This is a genomic window from Brachybacterium phenoliresistens, from assembly GCF_000576425.1.
In the GTDB taxonomy this organism is placed as follows: Bacteria; Actinomycetota; Actinomycetes; order Actinomycetales; family Dermabacteraceae; genus Brachybacterium; species Brachybacterium phenoliresistens.
This window is the reverse complement of sequence record NZ_KK069994.1, coordinates 60,706-73,043: the sequence shown is the minus strand read 5'-3', so window position 1 is coordinate 73,043 and position 12,338 is coordinate 60,706. Positions and strand designations below refer to the sequence as shown.

Genomic DNA, 12,338 nt, shown 5'->3' with positions numbered 1-12,338 from the left:
GCATCCGGCACAGCACGCGCACCCACATTGCTGGAAGCTGCCGCCGTTGCCCTGTCCAGGGCGATGCTCAGATCCACGAGCGGGTCTGCGACCAGGGTGGGCCCCGTGGGGCTCGAACCCACGACCCGCGGATTAAAAGTCCGATGCTCTACCGACTGAGCTAGAGGCCCTCGCGCCCTCTCGGGCCGGTCCATCGTAGCGGCCCGGCCCGGCGCCGGACGCATCGTCCGTGCTCGTCCGCCGATCGGTCGGGGGTTCTCAGGCCTTGCGCTTCAGCGCGAAGTGCAGCACCAGGCCGACGACCACGAGCAGCGCGCCGAAGGCGCCGCCGAACACGGCGGCGAGGATGCCGCCGACGCCCGCGAAGATCCCGCCGATGGAGACGGGCGGGCCCACCATGACGGTCGCGCCGCAGGAGATCTGGTACTCGCCGGCAGCCCCGGCGCGGAAGTTCTCGAAGGAGCTCCAGCTGGTTCCGTCGTAGGTGATGGTGCTGCTCTGGATGCCGCCGTCCTGGGGCGGTGCACCGGTGGGGTCCAGGACGGTGCACTCCGGGGTCGGCTGTCCGGCCTCGGCGTACAGCGAACGGGCCTCCCCCTCCTCGAGGGTGATCACTCCCTGTCCGCCCGAGAGGATCTCGTTCTTCGCGGTGTCGTCGGCGATCCCCCCGAAGCCGATCACGGCGAGGATGACGCCCGCGGCGATGCTCCCCAGCAGGATCACCGCCCCGATGATGAGGACGATCATCCCCGCTCTGCTGCGCCGGGCCGGCTGGGGCGCGGAGGCATGCCCGCCACCGGGCTGCGGGTACGGAAGAGCGGTCACGATGATCTCCTTCGTGCGTCTGCCACGCGGCCGATCCCATCGGCCCGCGTGCTGGTCCCGTTCGTCATCGTATCCCCGGCCGGCCCGTGGCGCAGGGAGCAGGCGCGTCCGGCCGATGTCGAGGCCGGTCCCGGGGATGTCCGCGACGGTCCGTAGACTGCCGCGCATGCCCGAACCCCTGGTCCTCGCCGCCGACGTCGAGACCGAGCTCGTCGAGCGCCGTTCCCGCTTCCTCACCCGGCTGCACCGCGTCGCGGACGTCGAGGAGGCCGAGGCCCGGATCCGCACCGCACGGGCCGAGCATCCGGGAGCCCGCCACCACTGCACCGCCCTGGTCCTGGCGGGCACGGAGGATCACGCCCCCGTCCACCGGTCCAGCGACGACGGCGAGCCCTCCGGCACCGCCGGCATGCCGATGCTGCAGTCGCTGCTGCATGCCGGCCTTGAGGACACCCTGGCGATCGTGATCCGCTACTTCGGGGGCGTGAAGCTCGGCGCCGGCGGCCTGCTGCGCGCCTACACCGCCGGCGTCGAGCAGGCGGTGGCCGCCGCCGTGCTGCATCGGCGCACGGTCATGTGGGAGATGCGCCTGGAGGCGCCCTTCTCCGAGGCCGGCATCGCCGAGAACGCGGTGCGGCACTGGGCCGAGGGGCGCGCCGCCCGCGCCCTGGCGACGGAGTACACCGCGCGCTGCGCCGTGCTGCGCGTCCTCGTGGACCCGTCCCTCGCCGAGGATCTCGCGCAGGACGTCGCCGCGTGGTCCCAGGGCCGGCTGCGACCGGAGCGCGCCGGGGCCCGCACGGTGGAGGTCGATCACCTCTCGGACCGCCGGACGATGTGACTTCCGGGACACCGCGGGAAAGTGCCCAGGTCGCAGGTGAACGGAAGGTGAACTGCCTCGTCGTGGCCTTGCGGAGGCCCGTTCCGGCGGTCACTCTGGCGATATGACAGGAGAACTCGTCATCCTGCTGCTGCTGATCGTCACGGCTGTCGCCTTCGACTTCACCAACGGCTTCCATGACACCGGCAACGCGATGGCGACGTCGATCGCCACCGGAGCGCTCAAGCCCAAGACGGCGGTCACGCTCTCGGCGATCCTCAACCTCATCGGCGGATTCCTCTCCGTCGAGGTCGCGGTCACCGTGACCACCTCCGTGCTCAGGATCCAGGACTCCGACACCGGCGCCCTGCTGGCGGGGCTGGACGCGCAGACGGCCATGTTCATCATCTTCGCGGGCCTGGTCGGCGGCATCCTCTGGAACCTCGCCACCTGGCTGTTCGGCCTCCCGTCCTCCTCCTCCCACGCCCTGTTCGGCGGCCTGCTCGGCGCGGGCCTGGCGGCGCTGGGCACCTCCGGGATCAACTGGAGCGGGCTCGCCGCGAAGGTCGTCATCCCGGGCCTCCTGTCCCCGTTCATCGCCCTGGTGATCGCCGCGATCGGCGTGTGGCTCGTCTTCCGGGTCACCCGCCGGGTGCGCGAGGCCCGCCGCGAGAAGGGCTTCCGCGCCGGTCAGATCGCCACCGCCTCCCTCGTCTCCCTCGCCCACGGCACCGGCGACGCGCAGAAGACGATGGGCGTGATCGCCCTGGGGATGATCGCCCACGGCTCCCTCACCTCGCAGGAGATCCTCGAGGACGGCCTGCCCGTGTGGATCATCGTCGTCTGCGCCGGCGCGATCGCGCTGGGCACCTACCTCGGCGGCTGGCGGATCATCCGCACCCTCGGCAAGGGCCTGGTCGAGCTCGACTCCCCGCAGGGCATGGCCGCCGAGGCCTCCTCGGCCGCGATCATCCTCACCTCCAGCCACCTGGGCATGGCGCTGTCGACCACCCACGTGGCCACCGGCTCGATCATCGGCTCGGGCGTGGGCCGTCCCGGCGCCCGGGTCCGCTGGGGCGTGGCCGGGCGCATGGTCGTCGGCTGGCTGATGACGCTCCCTGCCGCCGCGATCGTCGGCGCGGTGACGTACTTCGTGGGCAGCCTCATCGGCGGCGTCGCCGGCGCCGTCGTCATCTTCGCGATCCTCGTGGCCGCCGCGGCGCTGATCTACCGCCGCTCGCAGCGCCAGAAGGTCGACGCCGACAACGTCAACGACGAGTGGGAGGCCGGCCAGGCCGGGGCCGATGCTCCCGCCGAGACCGTCCCCGCCCCGGCCGCACAGGGAGTCTGATCCATGGACATCGACCTCTCCTCCATCTTCTCCTCGAGCCTGAACGTCCTGCTGACGGGCCTCGTCCTGGGCGCTGGGCTGCCGCTGCTGTTCTCGGTCGGGATCGTCCTGGCCGATCGCGGCGCCGGCGGCGAGCTCGCCGACGGCTCCGTCGCCGCACCGAACCCGGCCGCGAAGCACGGCGCCCGGGCGATCTTCGTGCTGGTCGCGCTGATCGTCCTGTACGGGCTGCTGTTCATCACCCGCAAGAGCATCAGCCACTACCTGGGCATCGACCTGCCCCTCGGCTGAGGTGCCTCGACCATGAGCAACCCTCTGAACCGGGTCCTGGACTGGCTGCGCGCCGGGTACCCCGACGGTGTCCCGCCGACGGACGTCTCCCCCCTCCTGGCCCTGCTGAGCCGCACCCTGCGGCCGGAGGAGCTCGACGAGATCGTCGCCGCCGTCATCCGCGAGAACCCGCAGGGGGACATCGACGCCCGCGACGTCCACGGCGCGATCGAGCACCTCACCGACACCCCCGCCACGCCGGCCTCGGTCCGCGCGGTCGCGGCGCGCCTGGCCGCCGTCGGCTGGCCGCTGAGCGAGGCGCCCGACGACGACCAGCTGCGCGAGATCCAGCGGACCCCCGCCCCCGACCTGCCTGCCTCCGAGCACCAGAACCTCGCCCAGCGGATCCTCGCCTGGCTGACCGAGGGCTACCCCGAGGGCATCCCGCCGACCGACCGCCTGCCGCTGATGGCGCTCCTGCGGCGACGGCTGACCGACGAGGAGGTCGAGCAGATCGCCCGGCGCCTGGTCGACGACGCCCGGTCCCCGGAGATCGACGCGGCCGATGCCGGCGCCCTGATCACCCGCTACACCCGGGAGCTGCCCGCCGAGTCCGATCTGACGCGCCTGGCCTCGCACCTGGCGGCGAAGGGCTGGCCGCTGCGCAGCAGCAGGCGGGACTGAGGTGAAGGTCCTCCTCGCCCCGAGCAACGTGGCCGACCAGTCCACGGCGATCGCCGCCGGGCTGACGGCGCTCGGCCACGAGGCGCAGATCTGGAACTACGGCCCCAGCCCCAACGGCTTCCGCGTGGACCGCCAGCTGGATCCCGTCACGGCCGCCGACTACTTCGCGATCCTGAACGAGACCCTCGCCGAGGGCTTCGACGTGTACCACCTCCACACGGCCCGCTCCCTGATGCCCGCCCGCGACGGCCTCCCGCAGATGTGGGATCTGCCGATGCTGCGGGCGCTGGGCAAGCGGATCGTCGTCTCCTTCCACGGCTCGGACGTGCGCAAGGCCAGCCACCACCTCGACGACGACCCGTGGAGCTTCTACCGCTTCGCCGACATCCCCTGCGACGAGGAGAAGATCGACGCGCGCCTGGCGCTGATCCGCACCTACGCGCACGCCATGACGGTCTCCTCGGTGCTGGACCAGGTCTACGTCCCCGAGGCCACCTACCTGCCCAAGAGCCTGGACCTGGACGCGTACACGCCCACGCCGCTGCCCGGGCGCGAGCGGCCCGTCATCCTCCACGCCACCCGCCGCCGCGCCACCAAGGGCACCGACATCATCGAGGCCCAGCTCGCGCAGCTGGCCGATCGCTTCGAGATCGAGGTGCGGATCCTCGAGGGCGCGAGCCACGACGAGCTCCTGCGGGAGATGGCCCGCGCCGACATCGTCATCGAGAAGCTTCTGGGCGGGGACGCCGGGGTGCTGTCGCTGGAGGCGATGGCGCTGGGCCGCGTCGCCGTGGCCCGGATCCGGCCCGAGGTCCGCGAGCGCCACCCCGACATGCCCGTGGTCAGCGCCGACCCGGACACCTTCGCGGAGGTCATGGCCGGCCTGCTCGCCGATCCGGAGGAGCGGGCCCGCCGCGGCGCGGCCGGCCGCCGCTACGTCGAGGCGGAGCACTCCGCGCCGGTCACGGCGCGCCTCCTCGAGGAGATCTACACCCGTCCCGTCCCGCGCGGCACCCGCCCCCACCCCGACTGGGCCTCCGATCCCTCCCCGCGGCGCCTCGAGCAGGCCCACGCCCGCGTCGCCCGGCTCGAGGAGACCGTCGCCCGGCTGCGGCAGAGCCGGTCCTAGACGGCCGCGCCGGGCACCCCCTCACGGCAGGAGACGGTCGAGGTGGCTGTGCCCGGACAGGAGGAGGGCGATGCGGCCCGGCACCGCGGCGCGGACCTCCGGATCCGGGTGGTGGACGAGCAGCGCGAGCGCCTCGTGCATGTCATAGACGTCCAGCCGTGCGCGCAGGTGCTCGGCGGCGAACAGCTCCGGGTAGGCGCTGTGCAGCCAGGCCGGGACCTCGGCGAGGGAGCCCGCCTCCAGGACGGGCCCTCCGGGGGCGGCCGGATACTCCGCGGATCTCGCGCACCAGCGCAGGAGGGTGTCGAGCTCGACGTCCGCCGGCTGCGCCGAGGCCTCCGCGAAGTCGATGAGGCCGGTGACCCTCCCCCGGTCGACCATCACGTTGGAGCCGTGGAGATCACCGTGGACGAGGCACGGCACGTCCTCGGCGAACAGCCCGAGCCGCTCCCGGGCCCATGCGTCGGCATCGGAGAGCAGGCGGGAGTCCTGGCCGGGACGACGCCGGGCCGTCTCGATCAGCCGGCGCAGGCCGCGGAGCACCGGCGGATGGAACGCGGGCCAGGGACCGCCGGCGAGCGCATCGGCGAGCCAGGGCGGGCGGAGTCGCGCGGGCACGGGGATGCGATGGAGCGCGCGCAGCGCGGACCCGAGGCTCTCGATCATCGCCCGGCGCTCTGCCCGGCCCGCGCCGGGCCAGGCCTCCTGCAGGGTCCGCCCGGGCAGGCGCGCGGAGACGTACCAGGGACCGTCGGGACCGACCCCGTGCGCGAGGTGGCGCGCATGGGGAACCGCGCTGCCGCGGAGCAGTCCGACCACCGCGGCCTCGTGCGCGTACGCGTCGCGGAAGCGGCCGTCGCCCCGCCGCACGACGTGCTCCTCGCCGACCCATGCCCGGCTGGTCCAGCCGGCCTTCGCCCGGAACCGCCCTGCCTGCGGGATCCCGGCGGCGCGCAGGATCCTCCGCAGCACCGGGTCATCGGCCGGCTGATCGACGGGAGAGGAGGGCAGGTCGCGCATGCGTCGAGCCTCGCACACCCCGGACCTGCACGGACGCCCGCAGCGGCACGGACCCGGGTATCGTTCGAGGGGACCTCCGCCCCGCGCAGGCGCGCCTGCCGGATCCGTCTCCGCCGCGGGGCCGCCGTCCCCGCGCTGCGGAGCGCCGCCATCCTGCACCGCCGACCCCCGGGAGACCCATGTCCACGATCCGCTGGACCGAGGACGATCAGCCGCGCGCCGCGCTGTGGCACTCGGAGTCCGACGCCCCCGCCCCCTCGCGCATCGCGGTCGTCGGCGACGACATCACCGCCGATGCGGCGCTGAAGCTCGCGCGGGGCGGGACCACCATGCTGTGGCGCGGCGACTACCACAACGGCCGTCAGCTGCTCAGCGCCATGACCCGCCGCCTGGACCGGCAGCGCACGGCCCGGCGCCCGGACTCCCCCAGCTTCCTCGAGCACCGTCGCACCCGTGCGGAGCGGGCCCGCCTGCAGGGCCGGCTCGTCGTCGAGCTCGAGGCCGACCACTCCCTCGCCCTGCGCAGGGCTCCCGATGTGCGGGCCGCCTGCCGCGCGGCCTACGGCCCGCCGCAGGGGCCGATGTGCGTGGCGCTCAGCGAGCTCGCCGGGGTCCTCGGCGCCCACCAGTGGCAGATCAAGGGCGTGCCGATCGCGGCGCTCGGCTCGCGCATCCACCCCCGCTACGGCGTGTTCTCCCCCGTGCGCGGGGAGTACATCGACCTGGTAGCCGCCGCCCCGCTGCCGCGGCCGCTGCCGGCGACCGCCTTCGACCTCGGCACCGGCACGGGCGTGCTCGCGGCGATCCTGTCCCGCCGCGGGATCCCGGAGGTCCTGGGCACCGACATCAACGACCGCGCCGTGGACTGCGCCCGCGAGAACATGCGCCGCCTGGGCCTGCAGGCCGGGGTGCGGATCCTCGAGGCGGATCTCTACCCGGAGGGCCGTGCCGACCTCATCGTCTGCAACCCGCCGTGGCTGCCCGCGGCGGCGACCTCGCGGCTCGAGCTGGGCATCTACGATCCGGGCTCGGACATGCTGCACCGCTTCCTCGACGGCCTCCCGGCGCATCTCGCGCCGGGCGGCGAGGGCTGGCTGGTCATCTCCGACCTGGCCGAGCATCTGGGCCTGCGCACGCGCGAGGAGCTGCTGGAGCGGATCGACGCCGCCGGCCTGCAGATCCTGGACCGGCACGACACGGCGCCGCGGCATCCGCGCGCCGCCGACGCGGAGGACGCCCTCCACGCGGCGCGCAGCCGCGAGGTCACCTCGCTGTGGCGCCTGGCGCCGAGGTGACCTCGCGGAGGGCGATCATCGGCTGAGGCTCAGAAGTCCCAGTCGTCGTCGCTGGTGTCCACGGCCTTGCCCATCACGTAGCTCGAGCCCGAGCCGGAGAAGAAGTCGTGGTTCTCGTCGGCGTTCGGGGACAGCGAGGCCAGGATCGCCGGGTTCACCTCGGTGATCTCGGAGGGGAACATCGGCTCGTAGCCCAGGTTCATCAGCGCCTTGTTGGCGTTGTACCGCAGGAAGGTCTTCACGTCCTCGGTCCAGCCGACCGGGTCGTAGAGATCCTCGGTGTACTCCTCCTCGTTCTCGTAGAGCTCGAAGAGCAGGGACATCGTGTAGTCCTTGAGCTCCTGGCGGCGCGCCTCGGAGGCCTTCTCCACGGCCTTCTGGAACTTGTAGCCGATGTAGTAGCCGTGCACGGCCTCGTCGCGGATGATCAGGCGGATGATGTCCGCCGTGTTCGTCAGCTCGCCGTGGCTGGAGTAGTGCATCGGCAGGTAGAACCCGGAGTAGAACAGGAACGACTCCAGCAGCGTCGAGGCGACCTTGCGCTTCTCCGGGTCGTCGCCCTGGTAGTAGCCCATGACGATCTTCGCCTTCTTCTGCAGCGACTCGTTGTGCTCGCTCCAGCGGAAGGCGTCGTCGATCTGCTTGGTGTCCGACAGCGTCGAGAAGATCTGCGAGTAGGACTTGGCGTGCACCGACTCCATGAACGCGATGTTGGTGTACACCGCCTCCTCGTGCGGGGTGAGCGCGTCGGGGATCAGGGAGACCGCGCCGACGGTGCCCTGGACGGTGTCCAGCAGCGTCAGGCCGGTGAACACCCGCATGGTGAGCTGCTGCTCCTGCTCGGACAGCCGGTTCCAGGACTGGATGTCGTTGGACAGCGGCACCTTCTCCGGGAGCCAGAAGTTGCCCGTCAGGCGGTCCCAGACCTCGAGGTCCTTGGGGTCGGGGATCCGGTTCCAGTTGATGGCCTGGACGGATGTCTTCAGGTGATCGTTCACCACTACCTCGCACTCGCTGGGGTTCGCTGGGATCCTCCTCAGTCTAGGTCTGCCGAGGGGGCCAGACCCGCCGCACGGACGTGAGCTATCACCGCCGTGTCGGGCCACCCCGACGGGAATACACCGGGTGGCAGGATGGGGCCGGTGCCGCCGCGTCCGGAGACTGGAGCCATGACCACGATGCCCGCCCTGATCTCCTCCCCCGTCCCGGCCCCGCGCCGCGGCGTCCTGGCCCGCGCGGCCTCGACCATCGGCCGCTCCCTGGGCTACACACTGCTCTCCCTCGTCCTCGCGATCCCCGCCTTCGCCCTGGTCATCTCGCTGCTGTCGCTCGGCGTCGGGACGGCGATCCTGTGGATCGGGCTGCCGATCCTGGTGCTCGCCGTGCTGGTGGCCCGCGGGTTCGCCGCCGCCGGGCGCCGCCTGATCACCTCCGTCCTCGGCCGGCCCCTGCCGGTCCCCGCCCCGAAGCTCCCGCCCGAGGGCGCCGGGCGGGTGCGGCGGATGCTGACCCCGCTGTCGGATCCGCAGCGCTGGCTGGACGTGCTGTGGGTGCTCGTGCAGTTCGTGCTGGTCCTGGTCACCTTCCCGGTGATGGTCGCCTGGACCATCGGCGCGATCGGCACGCTCGGCGGCCCTCTCGCCACCCTGGTCCTGCGACGCGTGCTGCCCGAGGACCAGGTCGACGGCCTCGGCTCGCTGCTGGGCCTCAGCGGCCAGGGCGCCCTCGTCGCCGATCTCGCGCTGCAGGCCGGGGCCGGGCTCGTCTTCCTGCTCACCCTGTACCCGGTCGCGCTGCTGGTGAGGACCCTGCACGCCGAGGTGGGCCGGGCCCTGCTCAGCTCCCGCTTCGAGGAGCAGCAGCAGCTGGTCCACGTGCAGGCCTCCCGCGCCGCCGCCCGCACCGCCGAGTCCGAGTCCCTGCGCCGCCTCGAGCGGGATCTGCACGACGGTCCGCAGCAGGGTCTCGTGCGCGCCGGCATGGCCCTCGCCCGGGCCGAGCGCCTGGCCGCCGAGGATCCCGAGCGGGCCCGCGAGATCGTCCGCGAGACCCGCGAGCTGCTCGGCGGGACCCTCGACGAGGTGCGCCGGCTCTCCCGCGGCATCGCCCCGCCCGTGCTGGTGGACCGCGGTCTGCGCGCGGCCCTCGCCGAGCTCGCCGGCACCTCCCCCGTCCCCGCGACGGTCCGCGTCGAGGCCGATCAGCTGCCCGCGCATGTCGAGACCGGCATCTACTACGTCGTCTCCGAGTCCCTGGCCAACGCCGCCAAGCACTCCCGCGCCGGGGCCGTCGAGGTCTCCGTGGCCCGCCTCCAGGACACGGTGCGGGTCCGGGTGCAGGACGACGGCATCGGCGGCGCCCGGGTGCAGGCCGGTCACGGCCTCGCGGGGCTCGCCGGGCGCGTCGCCTCCCTCGAGGGGATCCTCGAGGTCTCCTCCCCCGCCGGGCAGGGCACGCGGATCGAGGCGGTGATCCCGTGCGGGTCGTGATAGCGGACGATTCGGCGCTGCTGCGCGAAGGGCTGCGCCTGCTGCTGGAGGACTCCGGCCACCAGGTGGTCGCCGCCGCGTCCGACGGCCCCGAGCTGGTCGCCGCCGCCCTGGCCCAGCGGCCGGACCTGATCATCGCGGACATCCGCATGCCGCCCAGCCACAGCGACGAGGGGCTGCGCAGCGCCCAGGAGATCCGCCGCCGCTGGCCGGAGGCGCCGATCCTGCTGCTGAGCCAGTACGTGGTCGTCGCCTACGCCGCCGAGCTGATCTCCTCGGGGACCCGTGCCACGGGATACCTGCTCAAGGACCGCGTCAGCGACATCGGCCCCTTCCTCGAGGGCATCGAGCGGGTCGCGGCGGGCGGCGTCGTGATGGACCCGGAGGTCGTCGGGCAGGTGCTCGCCGCCCGGCGCCGCTCCCCGCTGGAGGATCTCACCCCGCGCGAGCGGGAGGTCCTCGAGCTGATGGGCGAGGGCCTGACCAACGCCGGCATCGCCGAGCGCCTGGTGGTCACCGAGGGCGCGGTCGAGAAGCACACCCAGCGGCTCTTCGCGAAGCTGGGCCTCGCGGCCGATGCGAGCGTCCACCGCCGGGTGACCGCCGTGCTCACCCTGCTCGGGGGCTGAGGCGGCTCTTTCCCGGATCCGCGCGGGGCGTGCCGGCGCGGGGCGTGCAGAAGGGGGCGTGCAGAAGAGGGCCGCTCCGAGCCGGCGACATGGCGATGACCATGTCGGCGGCTCGGAGCGGCCCTGTCGCGCACCATCCGGGGACGGCGGCGCGCGCAGCGGTCGATCCGCGTCAGCGGCCGGGGGCCGTGGTGGCCGCCTCGGGGACGGCGGGCGCCGCGACGCGGGCGGCCGGGGCCGCATCGGAGAAGACCAGGTCGGTCGCGGTGTCCTTCTCGGTGTCGGCGATGCGCACGGCATCCTCGATCCGCAGCAGGTCGCGGCCGCGGGTCTCGGGCACCAGGAAGGTCGCGGCGGTGGTCATGGTGGCGAGGGTCGCCATGTAGATCGCCAGCACGATCCAGTTGCCGTCGGTCCACACCAGCAGGGCGGCGCCGAGGACGCCCACCAGGCCGCCGGCGAGGACGGCGGAGATCTCCCGAGCCATCGCCACGCCCAGGTAGCGGTGCCGGTTGCCGAACAGCTCCGGCAGCATCGCGCACTGCGGGCCGAGCATCGAGGCCACGGCGATGCCGATGCCCACGGCGATCACGGCGACGGCGACGATCTCGTCGCCCTGGGAGAGCAGGTACCAGGCCGGGAAGGCGTAGGCGAGCATGAACACGGCGCCGAAGCGGTACACGAGCACGCGCCCGAAGCGGTCCGAGAGCGCCCCGCACAGCGGCACGGAGAACACGCCGATCAGGCTGCCGATGGTCACGCCCCAGGTCACGATGCCGCGATCCATCCCGATCGCCGCGGAGGTCACGAAGGCCAGGGCGAGCGACTGGAACATGTACGACCCGCCGTTCTCCGCCATGCGCAGCCCGATGCCGACCACGACCCCGGCGCGGCCGCGGGTGAAGATCTCGCGCAGCGGCCGTTCGGCGATCTGCTCCTGCTTCTCCAGCTGCACGAAGGACGGGGTCTCGCGCAGCCGCGCCCGGATGAACAGCGCGATGAGGATCAGCAGGATCGAGGCGAGGAACGGGATGCGCCAGCCCCAGGCCATGAACGCGTCCTCCGGCATGAGGTTCAGCAGGAAGAACACGACGCCGGCCAGCAGCGTGCCGGCCTGGATGCCGATGAACGGCAGGGCGGAGAAGAAGCCGCGGCGGCGGACCGGCGCGTACTCGGCCATGAGGACCGTGGCGCCCGCCTGCTCCGCGCCGGCGCCGAAGCCCTGGGCCAGGCGCATCACGATCAGCAGGATCGGGGCGAGGATCCCGGCGGTCTCATAGGTGGGAAGGACGCCGATGAGGGTGGAGGCGCCGCCCATCAGGAGGATCGTCGCCACCAGCACCCAGCGCCGGCCGATCCGGTCGCCGATGGTCCCGAAGAAGAGACCGCCGAAGGGGCGGGCGACGAAGCCGACGCCGTAGATGCCGAAGGCCGCGACCGTGGCCATGGCGGGGTTGTCGGCCGAGAAGAACAGCTTGTCGAACACCAGCGCGGTCATCAGGCCGTACATGGCGAAGTCGAAGTACTCCAGGGCGCTGCCGACGCTCGCCGAGAGCGTGGCACGGCGCAGGTTCGCGGCGTACTCGGCCTCGCTCATGGGCGAGGCGTTCTGGGGTGGTGCACTGCTCTGCGATGAGCTCACGACATCTCCTTCGATGCGTCCGATGGCGGGGACTCCTCGAGGGGAGCACCTCGTCCGTGGTGACGCGTCCCAACGTACCAGGTTCTGAACGATGTGCAACCCGTTGGACAGAATCTCTGTCGCGCAGTCCCGCCGGTACCTTCCGGTCGGCACCCATCACCCGACACCTTCCGGGCGGCACCCA

At 72.7% G+C, this 12,338-nt stretch carries 12 protein-coding genes and 1 tRNA gene; 8 read left to right on the top strand and 5 right to left on the bottom strand.

Annotated elements, in window-relative coordinates; translation table 11 throughout:
• Positions 1–97: 97 nt before the first annotated feature.
• Positions 98–170: transfer RNA gene (locus BF93_RS09765), tRNA-Lys, on the bottom strand.
• Positions 171–258: 88 nt separating this feature from the next.
• Entirely contained in the window at positions 259–825 is a 567-nt protein-coding gene (locus BF93_RS09760; protein WP_156954116.1) for a hypothetical protein, read from the bottom strand.
• Positions 826–991: 166 nt separating this feature from the next.
• Between BF93_RS09760 and BF93_RS09755 the strand changes: the two genes are divergently transcribed.
• The 5 genes from BF93_RS09755 (at position 992) to BF93_RS09735 (ending at position 5,079) form a co-directional block, all read left to right on the top strand.
• A complete protein-coding gene (locus BF93_RS09755) occupies positions 992–1,666 on the top strand; it encodes an IMPACT family protein (RefSeq protein WP_038372329.1) in 675 nt (224 codons plus the stop codon).
• Positions 1,667–1,769: 103 nt separating this feature from the next.
• The gene (locus BF93_RS09750) at positions 1,770–2,996 is read left to right on the top strand and encodes an inorganic phosphate transporter (protein WP_038372327.1); all 1,227 of its coding nucleotides are present in this window, start codon (positions 1,770–1,772) and stop codon (positions 2,994–2,996) included.
• 3 nt (positions 2,997–2,999) lie between these two features.
• On the top strand, positions 3,000–3,287 hold the full coding sequence (locus BF93_RS09745) for a hypothetical protein (RefSeq protein WP_051486806.1): 288 nt from the start codon (positions 3,000–3,002) through the stop codon (positions 3,285–3,287).
• Positions 3,288–3,299: 12 nt separating this feature from the next.
• Entirely contained in the window at positions 3,300–3,950 is a 651-nt protein-coding gene (locus BF93_RS19795) for a DUF3349 domain-containing protein (protein ID WP_051486805.1), read from the top strand.
• A 1-nt stretch (position 3,951) separates the two neighbouring features.
• Complete coding sequence (locus BF93_RS09735) at positions 3,952–5,079, top strand: glycosyltransferase family protein (protein ID WP_038372326.1); 1,128 nt, start codon at positions 3,952–3,954, stop codon at positions 5,077–5,079.
• A gap of 21 nt (positions 5,080–5,100) precedes the next feature.
• Here the strand turns inward: BF93_RS09735 and BF93_RS09730 are convergent, their stop codons facing one another.
• A complete protein-coding gene (locus tag BF93_RS09730) occupies positions 5,101–6,099 on the bottom strand; it encodes a phosphotransferase family protein (RefSeq protein WP_038372324.1) in 999 nt (332 codons plus the stop codon).
• Between the two features lie 179 nt (positions 6,100–6,278).
• Between BF93_RS09730 and BF93_RS09725 the strand changes: the two genes are divergently transcribed.
• Complete coding sequence (locus BF93_RS09725) at positions 6,279–7,394, top strand: methyltransferase (protein WP_038372323.1); 1,116 nt, start codon at positions 6,279–6,281, stop codon at positions 7,392–7,394.
• Between the two features lie 29 nt (positions 7,395–7,423).
• Here BF93_RS09725 and nrdF read toward each other — a convergent pair whose 3' ends face one another.
• Entirely contained in the window at positions 7,424–8,392 is a 969-nt protein-coding gene (gene nrdF, locus BF93_RS09720) for a class 1b ribonucleoside-diphosphate reductase subunit beta (RefSeq protein WP_038372547.1), read from the bottom strand.
• Positions 8,393–8,563: 171 nt separating this feature from the next.
• Here nrdF and BF93_RS09715 point away from each other — a divergent pair, with 171 nt between their 5' ends.
• Positions 8,564–9,883, top strand: coding sequence for a sensor histidine kinase (locus BF93_RS09715; RefSeq protein WP_051486804.1), 1,320 nt, complete (start codon positions 8,564–8,566; stop codon positions 9,881–9,883).
• A complete protein-coding gene (locus tag BF93_RS09710; RefSeq protein WP_038372322.1) occupies positions 9,871–10,512 on the top strand; it encodes a response regulator in 642 nt (213 codons plus the stop codon). Before BF93_RS09715 ends, BF93_RS09710 begins: the two co-directional genes overlap by 13 nt.
• A gap of 172 nt (positions 10,513–10,684) precedes the next feature.
• On the opposite strand, the gene BF93_RS09705 is transcribed toward BF93_RS09710, so the two are convergent.
• The gene (locus tag BF93_RS09705; RefSeq protein ID WP_084148436.1) at positions 10,685–12,109 is read right to left on the bottom strand and encodes an MFS transporter; all 1,425 of its coding nucleotides are present in this window, start codon (positions 12,107–12,109) and stop codon (positions 10,685–10,687) included.
• Positions 12,110–12,338: the final 229 nt, after the last annotated feature.

What these genes read in the sequence shown, in the direction of transcription:
- BF93_RS09755 (WP_038372329.1), top strand. Translation starts at nt 992, where the DNA reads ATGCCCGAACCCCTGGTCCTCGCCGCCGACGTCGAGACCGAGCTCGTC.
- BF93_RS09750 (WP_038372327.1), top strand. Translation starts at nt 1,770, where the DNA reads ATGACAGGAGAACTCGTCATCCTGCTGCTGCTGATCGTCACGGCTGTC.
- BF93_RS09745 (WP_051486806.1), top strand. Translation starts at nt 3,000, where the DNA reads ATGGACATCGACCTCTCCTCCATCTTCTCCTCGAGCCTGAACGTCCTG.
- BF93_RS19795 (WP_051486805.1), top strand. Translation starts at nt 3,300, where the DNA reads ATGAGCAACCCTCTGAACCGGGTCCTGGACTGGCTGCGCGCCGGGTAC.
- BF93_RS09730 (WP_038372324.1), bottom strand. Translation starts at nt 6,099, where the DNA reads ATGCGCGACCTGCCCTCCTCTCCCGTCGATCAGCCGGCCGATGACCCG.
- BF93_RS09725 (WP_038372323.1), top strand. Translation starts at nt 6,279, where the DNA reads ATGTCCACGATCCGCTGGACCGAGGACGATCAGCCGCGCGCCGCGCTG.
- BF93_RS09715 (WP_051486804.1), top strand. Translation starts at nt 8,564, where the DNA reads ATGACCACGATGCCCGCCCTGATCTCCTCCCCCGTCCCGGCCCCGCGC.
- BF93_RS09705 (WP_084148436.1), bottom strand. Translation starts at nt 12,109, where the DNA reads ATGAGCGAGGCCGAGTACGCCGCGAACCTGCGCCGTGCCACGCTCTCG.